We start from the raw sequence: 19358 nt of genomic DNA on the forward strand, positions 1-19358 counted from the left end.
ACCCATATGCAGATTACGCTGTGCAACGACGGCCCGGTTACCCTGCTGCTCGACTCCAACAAACTGTTTTAACGAAGCTGACGGAACAACCGGCGCAAACCGACAGGCAGAAAGCGGCCAAAGAAATCAAGAAGCAACCCTTTCCGCCGTCGTCAGGCCGTCTGAAAGACGTATCTGCGACAAACGGTATTCTACAAACCACTCATTTAAAAAATTTGATGGCCACGGCCTCAAACCGACAAATAAGGCCGTCTGAAAACCAATCCGGCAGACACACGCCTTTTCCATTACACTGCAATAGGCAAACAGCCTGATTTCGCTTGCGATTTCAAACACGCCTCACTCATGCGCCAAAATGCCGAATCAGTTGCCCCCTAATTAAAACCGAACCATTCCCCAATACGTTTATGACCGTATGAAACAGAAAAACCGTCCCGCCGCCGCCCTGCCCCTCGGCCTGCTGCTGATTGCCGTCGCCCTGCTGGCCGCCAACCTGCGCGCGCCCCTGGCCGCACTCGGCCCTTTAGTCGGGATGATACAGACCGATTTGCGGGCTTCAGGCACGTTTATGGGCATTGCGGCTGCCCTGCCCATGCTGGCTTTCGCGCTGTTTTCGCCTTTCGCACCGAAAGCGGCGCGGCGTTTCGGTATGGAGCGCGTATTGGCCGCATCCCTTGCCTTGATGATTGTCGGACTGGTTTGCCGCTCGTCGGGGCCGTCTGAAAACCTGCTGGCGGGCGGAACGCTGCTGTTGGCCGCCGCCATCGCCATGGGCAACGTGCTGCTGCCCGCGCTGGCGAAACGCAATCTTCCCGGCCGGGTCGGCTTGGCAGTTGGCACGCTGTCGGTGGTCATGGCATTGTCTTCGGCCCTGGCCGCATCGGCTTCCGTTCCGCTGGCGGAATATGCGGGCTGGCAATGGTCGCTGGCGGTATGGCTGCTGCCCGCAACGGCCGCATTATGCGTATGGCTGGCCATAGCGCGCCGCGCGGGTGCGGAAAGGCCGTCTGAAAATATGCTTTCAGACGGCCTCACAGGCAATATATGGCGGCTGCGTCCGGCTTGGTGCCTCAGCGCGTTTATGGGTTTGCAGTCCCTTCTGTTTTATTCGCTGGTCAATTTCCTGCCTTCGGTGCTGATGGAAAAAGGCATAGGAACCGCCGCCGCAGGCAATTATGTCGCCTTGTTTCAAATCGGCTCCCTGGCCGGCAGCCTGTCGGCATCGTTTCTGTTCGCCCGCATCAGGCACAGGCAGTGGTTCAATCTCGGCTTAAGCCTGATGATGCTGGCGGGCATCTCGGGCTTGTGGCTGATGCCGGCCGGCACCGCCCCGCTGTGGATTCTCTTGGCTGGTGCGGGCACTTCGGGCTGCTTCGCGTCCGCTTTAATGCTGTTTGCACTCCGTTCGTCCGACAGCCGTACCGCCGCAGCTCTCTCCGGCATGGCGCAAACCGTCGGTTATTCCATTGCCGCCGTCGGTCCGCTCGGCATGGGCCTGCTTTACGATGTTTCCGGTTCGTGGTCGGCATCATTATCCGTTTTAAGCGTGCTGATGCTTGCCGAATGCGTGTTGGCATGGTTTGCCGCCCGTCCCGACATCATCCGTTAAAGGAATCATGATGCGAAACTTGATGTTATGTATTCTGTTACTTTCAGTCTACGCTTCAGCCGAAGTGCGCTTTTACGGCAGCCTAGGCAGCGGCATTGAAAGCGGACGCTTCCGTCGGAACGGCCAAAGCTCCACGCAAACTGCCGTGCGCGATTTGGATTCTTATGCCGGCATTCAAGGCAGGCATCCGATTGGCGGGCAAAATGCACCCGGCTGGCAATGGGCCCAACCACCTCTTCCCGCCAACAACCCAACAGACAAATAGCAATCATGGCAACCACGGCAACCGGCAGATTTTGCAGATCCGTCGAACAAACCCATACTCCCGCCTGTTTCACCGTAAATTTTCAGACGGCCTCAAAATGGAATAAATGCTTTGCCCACAGCATGGCTTGCGCCTTTTATACAAGCGCAACAAACTGACTAAAAAATTCTTTATTGCTTTAAAAAATGGCAAAAAGTTCAGGCAAAATGATCAAAACCATATTTTTCCAATACAATCTCCCTGCCTTCTTTATCCCAAATACGGATACCGTTGCCCGCAACCACCCTTCCTATCCTACTGACTGGCACGCCGCACTGCCGGGCTAATGCTTCAATCTGCCCACGCCGCCCGGCATCCGCGGTAAACAGCAGTTCATAATCATCTCCACCCGCCAAAACACACTGGTGCAACTGTTTTGATGATAGGCAATCCCTTAACTCAGGCAACACGGGAATATCCTGCCAAAAAATCTCAGCGCCCACTCCCGAAGCATCTAGGATATGTCCCAAATCCTGTATCAGACCGTCTGAAATATCCTGCGCCGCATGAGCCTCCGTCAGCAAAGACTGTCCCAAACCTACCCTTGGAATCGGCCGCAGCAAAGCCTGCTCGCATTGCCGGAATACAGCCTGAGGCAAAACAAAATTACCCAACAAATGTTGCAATGCCGCTGCCGCAGAACCGAGTCGGCCCGAAACCCAAACATCATCGCCTTCACGGACTAAACAACGCAACAAACCACACCCTTTCGGTACCTCGCCCAAAATCGTTACATTAAATACCCAATCCCCCTTAGTCGTATCTCCGCCGATCAAAGAAACGCCATATTCATCACAAAGTGCATAAAAACGATTGCAAAAAGACTTCAACCAATCCTTATCCAAAACTGGCAACGCCACACTTAAAAGCACCCATTTCGGCACCGCCCCCATCGCCGCCATATCGGATAAATTAACCGACAAGACCTTATGCGCCAAGTCTTCGGGTTTTGTATCAACGAAAAAATGCCGCCCTGCCAATAACATATCACTGCTGATGCACAGATCCCGATCAGGTCTCGGACGGACAATCGCTGCATCATCCCCAATACCCAACAATACCGATGAGTCACCCTGATTTTTAATAAGGTATTGCTCTATAAAATTAAACTCGTTCATTCTATTCCTCTTGTTATTTGAAACTCGCACACACACCAACCACTATTGCGGAATCACTAAATAAAAGATACGCGATGGATTGACTAATAATTGATACATAGCAACAAGCGTTGAACAGTAAAAGCAGTACAGCCGGACAAACTTGAAACGTAACGGAAAATAAGTTGATCTGCCAAATCACCAATTCCAACATCCGCATATTAGATTCATTAGTCCTACTTTAACAGGAATAATAAAAGTGAAATACCTATACTCCACCTGATGTAACAATAAAAAAGCCCCGCACAGATGCGGGGCTTTTCAAAATTATCTTACCAGCGAGTGTAACCGTGGATGCTTGATCTTTCGCCAGGCAACCAGTGGCTGTCACTAGCAGGACGCTCACCAACAGCTTCAGAACCGGCAGAAACTTGTTTTTGTACCAAGCTGCGAATCTTAACGTCTACACGGCGATCGGGTTCGATACATGCAATCAGAGCAGCGCGTTTTTTGGCTTTAGATACTTTTTTGCCCAGTTTGGAAACTTCAGCTTCACAAGTAGCGGTCATTTGAGCTTGAGACTTACCTAAGCCTGCAGCAGAAATCTTGCCTGCGGGTACGCCTTGGTTAACCAAGTAGTTCGCTACAGCATTGGCACGACGCTCAGACAAAGCTTGGTTGTATTGCTCTGAACCCATAAAGTCAGTATGACCTTCAACACGAACAGCCTGAACATTAGCATCAGACAAACGGGCAGCCAGGTTATTCAAGGTTTCAATAGCCTGAGGACGCAGATTGTCTTTATCGAAGTTAAACAGAGTTTTAGCTGACAAAGAAACGGTTTCGTCTACATATTCAGGGGCAGCAGGAGCCTGGGCAACTGCATCACCACACTCTACGCGACCATGGGCTGCTTTATCGAAATAAGTGTTTTTCCAGCATTCTTCGTAATTGTTACGAACAATTTCTTGAGACTCACGGCTAACGGTATATCCGTGTTTGGTATGCGGCTCGCTGGCGGCAAGAGTATTGGCCGAAGCAATAGCGGCAACGATTAATGCACCTAATTTAAGCTGTTTGGTCATTATTATTCCCTCATCAAAGATTGTTAATGCAATGACCCAAAGACCATTACAAAGCACAACATAACAGGCCGCTGAACTTAACGGCAACCAGAATATCTAAGGTCGTACTATAAAAAAACCCGACACAAACTGTCAATATCCCATTAAAAATTGCCCGAAGGCCGCCTGCTTCCTAGCTGTGCATCATGCCGAAAAATCAATTCCGTGTCATTCATTTACTGGTGAAAGTACTACTCTTGCCACTCCCAGTTGCACAAAAGCAACAAGAAATTACATCTTTGGATAATCCCAATCTGTTTTACGCCCTTCTCCCAATTCGCTGGCGATTTACCAAAATAATCGCCGCAAGCAGTCATTTCTTAATTTAAGTTTGTTTTTATGTTACATTCACGCTCTCAAAGCAGCCCTACCCTTTCATCCGAATCATTCTTCAACATTATGAAATTACAACAATTACGTTACGCACTTGAAGTTTACCGGCATAATCTGAACGTTTCCGAAGCTGCCGAGGCCCTGTTTACTTCTCAGCCCGGCGTATCAAAACAAATACGGCTACTGGAAGAAGAACTGGGCATTCAGATTTTTATCCGTAGCGGCAAACGGATTATATCCGTGTCACAACCAGGCAAGGCTGTGCTACAAACGGCAGAGCGCATCCTCCACGACATCCAAAACATCAAAAACATCGGTTATGAGTTTACCAAACAAGATAACGGCGTTTTAACCATAGCTACCACGCATACTTTGGCTCGCTACATATTGCCGCCCATCATTGCGGAATTTATCGGCATGTATCCCAAAGTCAGCCTGAATATCAAGCAAGGGACGCCTTCCGATATACAGCAAATGGTTTCTGAAGGGAAAGTCGATTTCGCCATCACGCCGGAGCTGCCCGAAACAATTGAAGAATTACGCAATATTCCGTGTTTCCGCTGGCATTACGGGCTTATTGTTCCGAACGACCACCCCCTTCTTGACCACAAAGGCGCACTCACCCTCCCCCTGATTACCCAATATCCTTTAATCACCTATGAATTTGCCTTCAACCAAGGAACCAATATTGTCCGTGCATTCCATAAGGCCGACATACCGCCGCCGAATGCCGCTCTTTCGGTTGCAGACAATGACGTGCTTAAAACTTATGTCAAACTCGGTCTCGGCATTGGGATTATGGCCAAAGCGGCCTACGAACCGAAAACCGATTCGGATTTGACCTTAATTGACATCTCGCAGCTGATTGAACCCTGCTATTCCGGCCTGTTATTCCGACCGGACAGCTATTTGCGCGGATATATCTATGACTTTATCGGCTTATTCAATCCAAGCCTGACGAAAGAAAGATTGGACCAACTGTTGTACGCGCCGGTTATCGAAGATTTTTCCATTTAAAACGACAAACAAAAAACACAGAACCCAAAAGTTCTGTGCTTTTTTCAGACGGCGTGAGAGCCGCCCGACACCATCTGATTTAACATTTCCGGCTTCAGCAGCCTGATGTGCTTATGCTCAACCACAATCAACCCTTCCTGATGAAATCTCGATAACGTCCTACTGACCGTTTCCAGCTTCAAACCCAAATAGCTGCCGATTTCCTCGCGGGACATCCTTAAAATAAAATCATTGGCGGCAAACCCCCGATGATGCAGACGCTGCGACAAATTCAGCAAAAACGCCGCAATCCGCTCTTCCGCCCGCATATTGCCCAGCAACAGCATCACGCCCTGATCACGAACAATCTCCCTGCTCATCAAGCGGAAAAAATGCGTTTGAATGCTCGGGATTTCCTTACTCAATGCCTCCATATGCCCGAAAGGCAACTCGCACACCTCGCTGTCTTCCAGAGCCACTGCATCGCAGCTATGGGAATGCGTACAAATGCCGTCCATCCCAATCAATTCGCCCGACATAAAAAAACCGGTAACCTGATCCCGACCGTCTTGGGAGGCAACCGTTGTTTTAAAAAAGCCGGTACGTATCGCATACAGCGAATGGAAGGATTCACCCGAACGGAATAAAAACTCCCCTTTTTTCAACCTGTGGCTCTGTTTGATGACCGTATCCAACTGCTCAAACTCATCCGGCCGCAAACCGACAGGCAGGCACAACTCGCGCAGCGAACACGTCGAACAGAGTGTTTTCATCGGTTGTAACAAAGTGTGTGCACCCATGTAATATATCCTTATTGTTGTATGCCAGACAAACTGTATACAATTCGGTCTTGACTCACATCAAGGCGTATCCGCCAGCTTTATGCGATTCTAACAAACAACTACAAACTTGACCAATATCAAACCTTACCCTCATGAAAATTATCCGAATTTCTAACGACGAACAACCCGAATTCGACCGGGAACTCATCGCCTCGCTGCCCGCCAGCGGTCCGCGTTACACTTCCTACCCGACGGCAGACCGCTTCCATAAAGATTTTAACGAGCAAGAATACATCCGAACATTGGAACTGCGGCAGGCAGGCGCGTTGAACAAACCCCTGTCGCTCTACATCCACATCCCCTTTTGCGACACCATCTGCTACTACTGCGGCTGCAACAAAATCATCACAAAAGACAAAACCCGCGCCGACGAATACCTGAACTACCTCGAACGCGAAATGGACTTGCTCGCCCCGCACCTGAACGGCAAACAGCCTTTGGCGCAACTCCACTTCGGCGGCGGCACGCCCACCTTTCTTTCAGACGGCCAACTCGACCGCGTATTCGCCATGATACACCGCCATTTCAATCTGCTTCCCGACGGCGAATACTCCATCGAAATCGACCCGCGCAAAGTCAGCCGCGAAACCGTCCTACATCTTGGCAGGCTGGGCTTCAACCGCATGAGCGTCGGCATACAGGATTTCGACCCCAAAGTGCAGCAGGCCGTAAACCGCATCCAAACCGTCGAAGAAACACGCACCGTCATTGATGCCGCCCGCGAAGCCGGTTTCAAATCCGTCAGCGTAGATTTGATTTACGGCCTGCCGCACCAATCGCTAGAAAGCATCAAACCCACCATAGACACCGTATTGGGCCTGGCCCCCGACCGTCTCGCGCTCTACCACTACGCCCACCTGCCGCACATATTCAAACCCCAACGCCGCATCGACACCGATGCCGTTCCCAGCAGCGAAGAAAAACTCGACATCCTGCAATACGCCGTGCAACGCCTGACCGAAGCAGGCTACGTCTTCATCGGCATGGACCATTTCGCCAAACCCGACGACGAACTTTCGGTTGCCCTGCGCGAAGGCTTTTTACAGCGCAACTTCCAAGGCTATTCCACCTATGCCGACTGCGACCTCATCGCCATCGGCGTATCCGCCATCGGCAAAATCGGCAGCACCTACGAACAAAACGAACGCAACATCACCGACTACTACGCCGCCATCGACCAAGGCCGCCTGCCGATTATGCGCGGCTACCGACTGAACAAAGACGACATCCTACGCCGCAACATCATTCAGGACTTGATGTGCCGTTTCGCCCTCGACTTCCACGTTTACCAAGACATCTTCGGCATACCTTTCGAACAATATTTCGCCACCGAATTGGAAGACCTGGAACAAATGGCGCAACTGGGGCTGGTCAAACTGCACAGGCACAGCCTGCAGGTAACGCCCAAAGGCCGCTTCCTCATCCGCAACATCGCCATGGTATTCGACTACCACCTGCGCCACCGCGAAACCACCGCCCAATACTCGCAAACCGTATAAACCCGCCCGGCAACGCCAAACTTTCAGACGGCCTATATTGGCAGGCCGTCTGAAAACATCATCTCCTACGGATTCAAAACATTACAACCCCATCCAAAGGTTTTTTCAGACGGCCTCAACACTCCCTTAGTGCTACGCACCCATCACGCACTCCGCCCAAAGACATGAATAGGCCGTATGAAAACAAACCCTGCCGAAGTCAAAATGCCACGCCCTGCCGCACACTTTGTAAACAATTTACGAAAAAACTTTACTTTTCCACAAGGCAGGTTTAAAAAGCGCATTTCCCCCTGCAACCGCAAAACAGCCCGGATAGAGGCTGCCTCATCTGCGGTACGGCACAAACTCAAACACGGAGATTAATCATGAAAGTAGGTTTCGTCGGCTGGCGCGGCATGGTCGGTTCGGTTTTGATGCAGCGTATGAAAGAAGAAAACGACTTCGCCCACATTCCCGAAGCATTCTTCTTCACCACATCCAACGTCGGCGGCGCGGCACCTGATTTCGGTCAGGCGGCTAAAACATTATTGGACGCGAACGACGTTGCCGAGCTGGCGAAAATGGACATCATCGTCACCTGCCAAGGCGGCGATTACACCAAATCCGTGTTCCAACCCCTGCGCGACAGCGGCTGGAACGGCTACTGGATTGACGCGGCGTCCTCACTGCGCATGAAAGACGACGCGATCATCGTCCTCGACCCCGTCAACCGCAACGTCATCGACAACGGCCTCAAAAACGGCGTGAAAAACTACATCGGCGGCAACTGCACTGTCTCCCTGATGCTGATGGCGCTGGGCGGCCTGTTCCAAAACGATTTGGTCGAATGGGCAACCAGCATGACCTACCAAGCCGCTTCCGGCGCAGGCGCGAAAAACATGCGCGAACTCATCAGCGGCATGGGCGCGATTCACGCCAAAGTGGCGGACGAGCTTGCCGATCCTTCCAGCGCGATTCTCGACATCGACCGCAAAGTGTCCGATTTCCTGCGCAGCGAAGACTACCCGAAAGCCAACTTCGGCGTACCGCTCGCCGGCAGCCTGATTCCATGGATTGACGTGGATTTGGGCAACGGCCAGTCTAAAGAAGAATGGAAAGGCGGCGTGGAAGCAAACAAAATCCTCGGCCGCAGCGACAATCCGACCGTAATCGACGGTTTGTGCGTCCGCATCGGCTCTATGCGCTGCCACAGCCAAGCCCTCACCCTGAAGCTGAAAAAAGACCTGCCCGTGTCCGAAATCGAAGCGATTTTAGCAGGCGCGAACGACTGGGTAAAAGTCATCCCCAACGAAAAAGAAGCCAGCATCCACGAGCTGACGCCCGCCAAGGTTACCGGCACGCTGTCCGTCCCCGTCGGACGCATCCGCAAACTGGGCATGGGCGGCGAATACATCAGCGCGTTCACCGTCGGCGACCAGCTCTTGTGGGGCGCAGCCGAACCCCTGCGCCGCGTATTGCGCATCGTGTTAGGCAGTTTGTAAGATTCGCAGTTCAAACAAAAAAGCAACGGTTTATCCGTTGCTTTTTTACGTTTAATCAACAACCAGCAAGGCTATCGCAGTCAGCCGTCCTGATTTTGAATGATTCGCCATATGTGAGGCCGTCTGAAAAAACGCCGTCCGTTAAAAGGCATAACGCGGCATAGCGGGCAATTTGCATTGCGTTTCCATACGGCGCGTTTCATTCCACAACCTGTTGAGTTCCAAGCTGGCATCCTGCTCCTGCAACATAGCCAGTTCTACAGCGGCATAGCTTTTCCAGTCGGCCCTGGCGACTGCACATTCTCAGGCTGCATCATGCTGTTTGTCATATAAAACAACACAGTCTTGCGTAACCGCTTTTTTCAGACTGTCCAAATCGGCATATCTGGCACGGCTTGAGGCAATGGCATATTCGGCCGCCGTCTTATATCGGCGCACATCAGGACGGGATTTTTCCGACCATTCCGTGGTATGTTCGCCCACCGGAGTAAAAGCGGCGGTATGAATAAACGAGTTTTCATACTTATCCGGGCCGGGTAAAAAGGCATCAGCCCGAACAGCCTGGGCGGATAAGGCCAATATACAGCAAGCCAAAACATAAAGTTTCATTGCATATCCTTTCTTGACGGATTGAACCGCGGCAAACTTTTCAGACGGCCTCCCCGTGAGGCTGCCTACGTTTAATTTTCCAAGCAGAGTTTCGCCCCCCAACCGGCACGGCAGGTTCAAAACGGAAGATGCCGCTTGAAGACAAAAACACGGCAGGCTTTGATATAAAGCTTGTTACAATAAGGAGCCGTCTGAAAAATGATAGTGAATCCCCCCAACCGGCACAGCCCCCAGCCTTGGTTTCGCCCGTTTACCCCGTCTTGCCCAAGCTTGCCCCATACCGCCCGATTAACCTTCAAGGCCGTCTGAAAACCAAAACGGCTTTTCAGACGGCCTCCTTACGGACTTCATCATGCAGCCGACCTTAGACGTTATCATCCCCTGCTACAACGCAGCAGACACATTACGCGCCGCCGCCGAAAGCGCGCTTGCCCAAAGCGTCGTCCAAACCGTTTGGCTGGTGGACGACGCTTCCGACGACGGCACACCCGACATCATGCGGGAATTGGCGGCACAATATCCGCAAATCCGTTGCGAATATCTGCCGTCCAACGGCGGCGCAGCACGCGCACGCAACTGGGGCGCACTGCAAAGCCGGGCCGACTTTACCGCCTTTCTCGATGCCGACGATGCATACGAAGTTTCAGCCCTTCTCCCCGCCTATACGGCGTTAAGCCGATTTACCTACCTGAGCCTGGTTCGGCTGAAACTGCGCCCGGTCGGCTTCCCAAACCGTTATCTCACCCATCCCGACTTCAATCGGGCATGGCAGCAGCTGGAAATGACCGTAGGCGGCAACACGGTTTTCCGCCGAAATACCCTGCTTGCCTGCGGCGGTTTCCCACAAGACGAAATATTCAGAACTTTCGGCGGAGAAGATGCCGCTTTGGGCATTGCCTTAACACGCAGCAGCGTGGTCGGCACGTTGTTCGGAGAACAAGATGCCGCCGTTCACCACACCTACCGCCCGAACATTCATGCCGAACGCCTGCTGGAGCTCGCATTATTCGGCATCTCCGATCAAAAAATCACAACAAAACATTTCCAACAGGCAGAAGCCGTTACCGAACATATCTGCCGAAAATTGGAAGAACTCAAACTGCAGATTGCATTGGAACAAAACGGCATCATGCCACTGCTCACTTCTTATGCGGACTAAAACCTTTCCAATACGATACAGCGCAACGAACAACAATGCTTCATCAAAACAATCATATAGAAAAATGCAAACGAATCAGAAAATTCAATCCAACGAAAATAGAGGCCGTCTGAAACACCTTCCCAAGCCAGAAAAGGGAAAAGGCTTGGTAAAAATTACCAAGCCTTTTATATTTTTGGTCGGAGTGAAAGGATTCGAACCTTCGACCCCTTGCACCCCATGCAAGTGCGCTACCAGACTGCGCCACACTCCGACGAAATAAGGATGCGGATTATAGGGAAATTACACTTTGCTGGCAAGTGCTTTCTCAATCCTATCCAACAATGCCGCCAAGCCGACGGTCATTTCTTCGGCGGTTGCCGCCGGATTACCGGCCGCATCCAACCCGTTGCGGTTAAACGTATCGACAAACGGCGAAAAAGTCGCACATAACTGCCTGATTTTCACGACATCGGAACGGGTATAAACATTACCGCCATATCCGATGACCAAACCGTGCTCATGCTGCCAATCGGCAAACTGGGCCGGATTGATTCGAGCCAGTTCGCACAATTCTTCCAAACTGAAATAACGTTTGGCCGGGATCGGCGGCAAATTATCGTTGCTGCTGTTTGTCATAATAATGTTCCACCATGCCTTTCAATTTTTGGCTGGCATGGAAAGTTACCACGCGGCGTGCGGAAATCGGCACTTCCTCACCTGTTTTGGGATTGCGGCCGGGGCGTTGCGGTTTGTCGCGTAACTGAAAATTACCGAAACCGGAAATCTTGATTTCTTCGCCGCGTTCCAATGTAGTGCGGATTTCCTCAAAAAACAGCTCAACAATTTCTTTCGCATCGTTCTTCGTTACGCTGCTTACCTTTTCAACCAAAATATCGGCCAATTCTGCTTTTGTCAGTGTCATTATCTTTTACCTTTTGTTTGCGACAAAGGGCAGATTATCGCAAAAATATTTTTCATTTTCAAGAAAATATGGAATTGCATTCATAAAAAGGCAGGGTATCGGCCGTCTCCGGAAATCATCTACCTTCAACTCGTCAAAACCGCTTGGCTACGCCCGCAACCTCGCGCCGATGCCTTCTGCCGCTGCCACCAGTTCGGCCACAATCGGCTCGACCACTTCGTCGGTCAGCGTGTCTTCCGTGCTTTGCAGGATGACTTTCAACGCCATGCTTTTGTGGTTTTCCGGCAGGCCTGCGCCGCGATATACGTCAAACAACGTAATTTCGCGCAACATAGGCTCGCACACGGTGGTCAAAGCAGCCTGCAACTGCTCGAAGGTGGTGGCTTCGGGCATCACAAACGCCAAATCCCTGCGCACCGGCTGGAATTTCGATACTGCCTGATAGCGCGTTTTTTCGCGTTCCAACACGGCTGCCATATCGATTTCAAATACCAGCGGCGCTTGCGGCAAGTCGTATTTTTGCAGCCATTTCGGATGCAATTCGCCGACAAAACCGATGACTTGGCCGTCTGAAACGATATTGGCGGCGCGTCCGGGATGCAGGGCGGGATGTTCGGTTTTGACGAATTCAACCCATTTATTTTTCAACAGATTTTCTACATCGGCCTTAATGTCGTAAAAATCCGCGTTGCGCGTTTTCTCGCCCCATTGTTCGGGCATCGCCGCGCCGCACCATAGGCCGCCGATGCGTTCGTTTTGTACAAACTGGCCGTCTGAATCTTTGGCAAACACGCGGGCGATTTCAAAAATGCGCACGCGGTTTTGCTTGCGGTTCAGATTGTTTTGCAGAATTTCCACCAAGCCGCCGATGAGCGTGGAACGCATCACGGCATACTGCGCCGCCAGCGGATTTTGCAGGCGGATGGGGTTGGCATTGGCGGCAAAGTCGTGTTCCCACTGCTCGTCAACGAAAGCGTAGCTGACCACTTCGCGGTAGCCGCGCGCCGCCATTTCGTTATAAACGTCAAAACGCGGACGGCGGGTTTCGGGCAACGCCAGCATTTTCAGACGACCTGACGTGTAATCGTCGGGGATATTTTCATAGCCGTAAACGCGGCCGATTTCTTCAATCAAATCGGCTTCGATTTCGATGTCGAAACGGAAGCTCGGCGCGGTAACGCGGAAGCCTTCCGCCGTTTTTTCAGGCTGCAAGCCCAAATGCTGCAAAATGGTTTCCACCTGTTCGGCAGGAATGTCCACGCCCAATACGGTTTTCAGACGGCCTAAACGCAATTCGACCTGTTTGTTTTCAGGTAGCCTGCCCAACGCTTCCACCATTTCGCCCGCCGCACCGCCGCAGATTTGCAAAACCAATTCGGTGGCGCGTTCGATGGCATCGGCCTGCAAACGGTAATCCACGCCGCGCTCAAAGCGGAACGACGAATCCGAGCCAAAACCGTACTGGCGCGATTTCCCTGCGATGATTTCAGGCGCAAACCAAGCTGCTTCCAACACGATATTTTGTGTGTCGTCTGAAACCGCGCTCGCTGCGCCGCCCATCAGGCCTGCCAAACTCAACGCGCCTTTTTCATCAGCCACTACCAGCGTGTTTTCAGACAGAGATACGGTTTTCTCGTTCAGGCATTCCAGCGTTTCACCTTCGCGCGCACGGCGGATGTGCAGGCTGCCTGAAAGTTTGTCGGCATCAAAAACATGCATCGGCTGACCGATTTCCAGCATTACATAATTGCCAATGTCCACCAGCGCGGAAATACTGCGGATGCCGCTGCGCGCCAAACGCTGCTTCATCCAATCCGGCGTGGCGGCGCGCGCGTTCACGTTTTCAATCACGCGGCTGATAAAGCGGCCGCAATCGGCAGGCGCATAAATCTGCACGGGCTGTTTGCGGCTACCCGTGATTGGCGCGGCATGGATTGCAGGCTGCTTGAACGCGCAGCCGGTCAGAGCAGACACTTCGCGCGCAATGCCTTTGATGCTCAGGCAGTCGGCACGGTTCGGCGTGATTTTCAGCGTGAACACCGTATCGTCCAAATCCAAATATTCACGGATGTTTGCACCGACAGGAGCGTCTTGCGGCAGAATGTGCAAACCGTTCACGCCGTCATCAGGCAGACCGAGTTCATCGGTGGAACACAACATGCCGTTCGACACCACGCCGCGCATCTTGGTCGGTTTGATTTTGAAATTGCCCGGCAACACCGCGCCTGGCAGCGAACACGGCACTTTGATGCCCGCTTTCACATTCGGCGCACCGCACACAATCTGCACCAACTCGCCCGTACCCGCATCGACTTGGGTAACGTTCAAACGGTCGGCATCAGGATGTTTTTCAACGGATTTCACTTCGGCAATTACCACGCCCGTAAACGCCGGCGCGGCAGTCTCGGCTTCTTCCACTTCCAAGCCGGACATGGTTAACAGATGTTCCAGCTTATCGGCGGAAAGTTCGATATCGGCTTGGGTTTTCAGCCATGAGTAGGAGAATTGCATGTCTAAAATAATCTCAAATAAATTTAATCAATATTTACTGATATGAAAATCCATTTTTTAAAATTTCCATAAACGTATTATTACGACTATTGGCATCATGAATTAATGCCTTGAAATCCAAAAATGACAACTCAACATCAATATCTGGATTATATCTTGACCATATTGTTCCTTGTATTGAGAATCTTCTCTTAAAACCTTGAGCCTTTAATGTTTTTTCAAATTTCTCATCAAATTCAACAAGGGCAAATAGAAATAAAATATCTATTTGCTTACATGTATCTTTTAATTCAACAGCATAATCCGTCAATTGAATTATAGCTTTAGATTTATCATACTTAGTATTGCCCAACTTCTTAAATTCAAAACATACTAAATTTAATTTATCATCTTCTTTATCTAACTTATTTGAGAAAAACATTAAATAATCTGGGCGTTCTTCTGAACCTGACTCTTTGTAAAATATATCATCAAATGATTCAGTAATCTTTTGCAACGAAATATCACTAGCCGAATGCAAGTAAGACATAAACCTATCATCAAGTATCCAAGCATTATTCTTAAAAAGATTACTTTTCTTATCTTCTGCATAAATTATTTTTCTAATTGGAGTAATAGTATCATGTATTTCATATTCACTATTCTTATTGTTAATTTCTAATAAAGCATCAATCTGTATTTGTCTAAACAAAATGTACTCAGCAAGATTTCGTGCCGAGAGTTCAATAATTTCCTCATAGTCATCCTCACTAATTTTTTCTTTCTTCAATATACCAAATTGTTTACGAAAAAATTTACTCTGCGCAGATTGAACAACTTTTTCAGTTGATTGAAATCCAAGCTCACTATTATCAATATACCCCATTAAGTGTGGGAATCGATTTTCTACAAAAGATGATTGCTGCTCAACATTTGCCTTATATTCAGATTCAAACTCATTTTCTAATATTTCTCTAATATATCTCTTTAATGTTCTTTCAATAGCATCCATCTCTTTATTTTCTAAAGTTAACTCCTGTCTTGTAGGATCAATACACCCTTCAAAATGTTTTGAAGTTAAGAAAAAAACAGCTTCAGCACCTGGCAAATAATTTGACCTATCAAAAATTTCTATTTTTTTAGCTCTATTATCTATAGCAAAAGAGGTAACAATGGAGGGCTGTTCTTCATTATCTAAACGTCTTATTGAATAATACAAATAAGAATTTGGATCTCGTAATACTGCTCCATTGCCATTTTCAGGTATAAGTTCAATGGTTGGGAAAGACTTACAATGAAACTCAGGAATATCATTTACATCTATTATCGATACACATTCCTCATCATTTATATGACTTCTAATATTAATAATTAAATCAATACCTTTCTGTTTCATTTTGTATAAACAAGGAAGAAACTCAGCAAGTATTTCCTCTTTAATATGTTTAATATGATTTGCTTGAATTGATTTCATTCTATACAAATCTTTTAACTTCCCAGAAAAGGATAACTTTGTCCCCTCCTTATTAATCTCTCCATTTACTTGCTCAACTTCTCCGCCATATTCCTTATCAAAATTATAGTTAAAATAAAATTCTCTTTTTTTAGTATTATTAGTAGAGTCTCTAAATTGACTAATTATCTCTATATTTTCAAAGTAAACAAGATAAACCAATCTGCCTTGCCCTTTATGGGCATTGTCTTTTGCCTCCATAAGCTCAGAAAATCTATTATAATTCTCATCATTTAATCCACATCCATTATCGATAATAGTAAATCTTTCAAAATCACTATTTCTATATACTATGTCAATATCAATAACTGTTGCACCTGCATCAAGAGCATTTGCAACAGCTTCAAAATATATCATTTCAAATCTAGATTTTGGAAATAGCCTTGATGTTGCAACTTTGAGATTAATATCCATGATGAGCCCTTATTTAATAAAACTGCTTCAAAAAGTTCAAATCGTTATCGAAAAACAGCCGCAAATCATTCACGTTGTAACGCAACATGGCGAAACGATCGAGGCCGATGCCGAAGGCGAAACCGGTGTATCTTTCGGGGTCGATATTCACGTTTTTCAACACGTTGGGATGCACCATGCCGCAGCCACCGACTTCCAGCCATTTGCCGTTTTCGCCCATGATGTCAATTTCGGCGGACGGTTCTGTAAACGGAAAGAAAGACGGGCGAAAACGTACTTGCAAATCATCGCGTTCGAAAAAGCGGCGGATGAAATCGGTGAACACGGCTTTCAAATCGGCGAAAGTTACGCCTTCTTCTACCCACAGGCCTTCAGCTTGGTGGAACATGGGCGAGTGTGTGGCGTCGCTGTCCACGCGGTAAACACGGCCGGGGGCAATAATGCGGATGGACGGCTCTTTTTTATCGAGCATATAGCGGATTTGAATCGGGGAAGTGTGCGTACGCAAAACATCGCCGTTTTCAACGTAGAACGTATCCTGCATAGCGCGGGCCGGGTGGTTTGTGGGGATATTCAGGGCTTGGAAGTTGTGGAAATCGTCTTCGATTTCCGGGCCGTCTGCCACTTCAAAACCCATGCCGTGAAAGAGTTCGACCACGCGCTGCAAAGTCAGGGTTACGGGATGCAGACCGCCGTTTTCCTGCGCGCGTCCGGGCAGGGTAATATCGAGTGCTTCTGCAGCGAGCTGGGCTTGCAGTTTGGCTTCGTTGAGCGCATCGCGTTTATTGTTAAAGGCCGTCTGAAACTGGTTTTTGCATTCATTGATATGCGCACCTATGGTTTTGCGCTCCTCAGGCGACATTTGACCTAAGGTTTTCAGAAGTCCGGTCAACTCGCCGGTTTTGCCAAGATAACGGGCTTTGATTTGTTCTAGAGCGTTGAAGTCTTGCGCGGCTTCTACTGCGGCAATGCCTTCTGCAACGATACGGTTTACATTTTCCATAGTGGTTTTATCGTCTGTCGGTTGATGATGGGTCGTCTGAAACAATGAGGCCGCCTGTATGGTTTGGTGTTGCCAAACTTTTCAGACGACCTTTTATCGTTTACGGCCAATCCGTTTGATAGAATCGGCGTATTTTAGCGCAAATCAATTCAAAAAAATAGACTTTAAAGAAAGAAAATCAATCACATAGACTTTCTTCAGACAAAGAAAAAAGGAAGCCGTAGCTTCCTTTTCAAATTTTTTGGATTAAGCGGCCAAAGCAGCTTTGGCTTTCTCAACCAATTGTGCAAAAGCGGCTTTATCAAATACAGCCAGATCAGCCAATACTTTGCGGTCGATTTCGATAGCGGCGCGTTTCAGACCGTTCATGAATTTGCTGTAAGACAGGCCATTTTCACGGGCACCTGCATTGATACGAACAATCCACAATTGACGGAATTGGCGTTTGCGTTGACGACGGTCACGGTATGCGTATTGACCGGCTTTCATTACCGCTTGCTTGGCAACGCGGTATACGTTTTTACGACGACCGCGATAGCCTTTGGCTAACGCGAAGATTTTTTGGTGACGGGCACGAGCGGTTACACCGCGTTTTACGCGTGGCATATTCTAAACTCCTTAAGCGTAGGGTAACATTTTAGCAACAGAAGCCAAATCGCGATCGTTTACCATAGAGGTACCGCGCAGTTGGCGTTTGTTTTTAGTGGTCTTTTTAGTCAAGATGTGGCGTTTGAACGCATGAGCGCGTTTTACACCGCCGTTACCCAGTACTTTGAAGCGTTTTTTCGCGCTAGACTTGGTTTTCATTTTAGGCATGGGAAAACTCCATTCGTTATTAGATAAGGCATCAGGGGGTTTTAAAACATTGGTTTCAAACACTTGAACCCAAAATGCCACGGTTTTTGCCGCCAATCAAAAGCTTACTCCGAAGCGGCAATCGGAGTAAGCCGAGAATTATAGCTTTATTTTTTCTTCGGTGCAATCATCATCACCATTTGACGTCCTTCCATTTTAGGGAAGGATTCGATTTGGGCTACTTCCGCCAAATCCTCTTTCACGCGTTCTAAAAGTTGCGCACCGAGTTGCTGGTGAGCCATTTCACGACCGCGGAAACGGAGTGTCACTTTAACTTTATCGCCGTCAGCCAAGAAGCGGTTGATGTTACGCATTTTGATTTGATAATCGCCTTCATCGGTACCCGGACGGAATTTGATTTCCTTAATTTGTACCTGCTTCTGGTTTTTCTTGGCTTCGTCGCGTTTCTTGGCTTGTTGGTATTTATATTTACCGTAATCCATCAGTTTGCACACGGGCGGTTTGGCAGTAGGGGAAATCTCTACCAAATCCACATCCTGCTCTTCGGCCATAGCCAAAGCTTCACGAACCGATACGACACCAAGCTGTTCGCCTGACTCACTGATTAAACGCACTTCTTTGGCGGTAATTTCGCCGTTGATTCGTGCTTCGCGTTCTTGAGCGATGATGAATGCTCCTATAAAAATTAATAAGATAATAGGTTAAATCAGCTTTAACCGTAGCCAAAGCGCAAAATTCTACCCTTTTTCAAGCTATCTGAAAATACCTGCAACGATATTTTCCCATAACTGTAAGAACGTAAATACGCACTAGGAAGACCTTCCCTTCATGAGAGCGATAATTTCATTCAAAGCAGCTAACTCTCTTTTTTGTTGTTCCAATAGCTCCCTTTGCTTCTCAATCAGTTCGTCTTTATGCTGCAACATTAACTTATAGCACTCTAACTCTGCCGATAGCTCCGCTGATACTCCATAATAATTGGAGCTGTTGTTTTCACTTACTAAGCAGACCAAATGACCACCATTCTCCAATAAGTCGACCGTATTCATTCCCAAAATGGAGGCAATTTTCTCCAATCGCTGCAAACTGATATTAGACCTCTTGCGAAAATATTCATCCCATCGCATTAATCAGTCCTGCAATCAGATTTACCCTTAACCCGAAC

Annotated in this window: 19 protein-coding genes, 1 tRNA gene and 1 pseudogene; 7 read left to right on the forward strand and 14 right to left on the reverse strand. The window is 48.8% G+C overall.

Translation table 11 applies throughout. The features are described from left to right. The 3 genes and pseudogenes from ACTHSL_RS10035 to ACTHSL_RS10045 all read left to right on the forward strand — a co-directional run. Positions 1–72 (forward strand): annotated as a pseudogene (locus tag ACTHSL_RS10035) (D-aminoacyl-tRNA deacylase); the annotation flags it as partial. 343 nt (positions 73–415) lie between these two features. Then, entirely contained in the window at positions 416–1609 is a 1194-nt protein-coding gene (locus ACTHSL_RS10040) for an MFS transporter (protein ID WP_440381294.1), read from the forward strand. A gap of 7 nt (positions 1610–1616) precedes the next feature. Next, complete coding sequence (locus ACTHSL_RS10045) at positions 1617–1874, forward strand: porin (protein ID WP_440381295.1); 258 nt, start codon at positions 1617–1619, stop codon at positions 1872–1874. A 197-nt stretch (positions 1875–2071) separates the two neighbouring features. Here ACTHSL_RS10045 and thiL read toward each other — a convergent pair whose 3' ends face one another. After that, a complete protein-coding gene (thiL, locus tag ACTHSL_RS10050; RefSeq protein ID WP_440381296.1) occupies positions 2072–3031 on the reverse strand; it encodes a thiamine-phosphate kinase in 960 nt (319 codons plus the stop codon). 311 nt (positions 3032–3342) lie between these two features. Further along, a complete protein-coding gene (locus ACTHSL_RS10055) occupies positions 3343–4095 on the reverse strand; it encodes an OmpA family protein (protein WP_440381297.1) in 753 nt (250 codons plus the stop codon). Between the two features lie 438 nt (positions 4096–4533). Here ACTHSL_RS10055 and ACTHSL_RS10060 point away from each other — a divergent pair, with 438 nt between their 5' ends. After that, positions 4534–5484 carry a LysR substrate-binding domain-containing protein gene (locus ACTHSL_RS10060; RefSeq protein WP_074895083.1) on the forward strand — a complete coding sequence of 317 codons (951 nt, stop codon included), beginning with the start codon at positions 4534–4536 and terminating at the stop codon, positions 5482–5484. A gap of 44 nt (positions 5485–5528) precedes the next feature. Here the strand turns inward: ACTHSL_RS10060 and fnr are convergent, their stop codons facing one another. Continuing rightward, positions 5529–6263 carry a fumarate/nitrate reduction transcriptional regulator Fnr gene (fnr, locus tag ACTHSL_RS10065; protein WP_070453938.1) on the reverse strand — a complete coding sequence of 245 codons (735 nt, stop codon included), beginning with the start codon at positions 6261–6263 and terminating at the stop codon, positions 5529–5531. A 134-nt stretch (positions 6264–6397) separates the two neighbouring features. Between fnr and hemN the strand changes: the two genes are divergently transcribed. Further along, positions 6398–7804, forward strand: coding sequence for an oxygen-independent coproporphyrinogen III oxidase (gene hemN / locus ACTHSL_RS10070; RefSeq protein ID WP_440381298.1), 1407 nt, complete (start codon positions 6398–6400; stop codon positions 7802–7804). Between the two features lie 365 nt (positions 7805–8169). Next, positions 8170–9285 carry an aspartate-semialdehyde dehydrogenase gene (gene asd / locus ACTHSL_RS10075; protein ID WP_440381299.1) on the forward strand — a complete coding sequence of 372 codons (1116 nt, stop codon included), beginning with the start codon at positions 8170–8172 and terminating at the stop codon, positions 9283–9285. A gap of 303 nt (positions 9286–9588) precedes the next feature. On the opposite strand, the gene ACTHSL_RS10080 is transcribed toward asd, so the two are convergent. Next, positions 9589–9894, reverse strand: a complete 306-nt coding sequence (locus ACTHSL_RS10080; RefSeq protein ID WP_440381300.1) for a hypothetical protein — start codon at positions 9892–9894, stop codon at positions 9589–9591. A 352-nt stretch (positions 9895–10246) separates the two neighbouring features. Between ACTHSL_RS10080 and ACTHSL_RS10085 the strand changes: the two genes are divergently transcribed. After that, the gene (locus ACTHSL_RS10085) at positions 10247–11053 is read left to right on the forward strand and encodes a glycosyltransferase family 2 protein (RefSeq protein WP_440381301.1); all 807 of its coding nucleotides are present in this window, start codon (positions 10247–10249) and stop codon (positions 11051–11053) included. A gap of 176 nt (positions 11054–11229) precedes the next feature. Here ACTHSL_RS10085 and ACTHSL_RS10090 read toward each other — a convergent pair. The 10 genes from ACTHSL_RS10090 to ACTHSL_RS10135 all read right to left on the reverse strand — a co-directional run bounded on the left by ACTHSL_RS10090 (position 11230) and on the right by ACTHSL_RS10135 (position 19320). Continuing rightward, positions 11230–11306, reverse strand: a tRNA-Pro gene (locus ACTHSL_RS10090). A gap of 29 nt (positions 11307–11335) precedes the next feature. Further along, positions 11336–11671: a hypothetical protein gene (locus tag ACTHSL_RS10095; RefSeq protein WP_003773822.1), complete on the reverse strand. Its 336-nt coding sequence runs from the start codon at positions 11669–11671 to the stop codon at positions 11336–11338. Then, the gene (locus tag ACTHSL_RS10100; RefSeq protein WP_003773820.1) at positions 11649–11957 is read right to left on the reverse strand and encodes an integration host factor subunit alpha; all 309 of its coding nucleotides are present in this window, start codon (positions 11955–11957) and stop codon (positions 11649–11651) included. Before ACTHSL_RS10100 ends, ACTHSL_RS10095 begins: the two co-directional genes overlap by 23 nt. Positions 11958–12104: 147 nt before the next feature. Continuing rightward, the gene (gene pheT, locus ACTHSL_RS10105; RefSeq protein ID WP_440381302.1) at positions 12105–14468 is read right to left on the reverse strand and encodes a phenylalanine--tRNA ligase subunit beta; all 2364 of its coding nucleotides are present in this window, start codon (positions 14466–14468) and stop codon (positions 12105–12107) included. 34 nt (positions 14469–14502) lie between these two features. Next, entirely contained in the window at positions 14503–16374 is a 1872-nt protein-coding gene (locus ACTHSL_RS10110) for an ATP-binding protein (RefSeq protein ID WP_440381303.1), read from the reverse strand. A gap of 13 nt (positions 16375–16387) precedes the next feature. Next, on the reverse strand, positions 16388–17377 hold the full coding sequence (gene pheS / locus ACTHSL_RS10115; protein ID WP_440381305.1) for a phenylalanine--tRNA ligase subunit alpha: 990 nt from the start codon (positions 17375–17377) through the stop codon (positions 16388–16390). A 246-nt stretch (positions 17378–17623) separates the two neighbouring features. Next, the gene (gene rplT, locus ACTHSL_RS10120; protein WP_016687291.1) at positions 17624–17983 is read right to left on the reverse strand and encodes a 50S ribosomal protein L20; all 360 of its coding nucleotides are present in this window, start codon (positions 17981–17983) and stop codon (positions 17624–17626) included. 12 nt (positions 17984–17995) lie between these two features. Continuing rightward, positions 17996–18193 carry a 50S ribosomal protein L35 gene (gene rpmI, locus ACTHSL_RS10125; protein ID WP_002232040.1) on the reverse strand — a complete coding sequence of 66 codons (198 nt, stop codon included), beginning with the start codon at positions 18191–18193 and terminating at the stop codon, positions 17996–17998. Positions 18194–18339: 146 nt separating this feature from the next. Further along, the gene (infC, locus tag ACTHSL_RS10130) at positions 18340–18861 is read right to left on the reverse strand and encodes a translation initiation factor IF-3 (RefSeq protein WP_074895063.1); all 522 of its coding nucleotides are present in this window, start codon (positions 18859–18861) and stop codon (positions 18340–18342) included. A gap of 141 nt (positions 18862–19002) precedes the next feature. Next, the gene (locus tag ACTHSL_RS10135) at positions 19003–19320 is read right to left on the reverse strand and encodes a hypothetical protein (protein ID WP_440381304.1); all 318 of its coding nucleotides are present in this window, start codon (positions 19318–19320) and stop codon (positions 19003–19005) included. Positions 19321–19358 lie beyond the last annotated feature (38 nt).

This window comes from Neisseria sp. P0008.S010 (assembly GCF_051962715.1).
Taxonomy (GTDB): Bacteria; Pseudomonadota; Gammaproteobacteria; order Burkholderiales; family Neisseriaceae; genus Neisseria; species Neisseria elongata.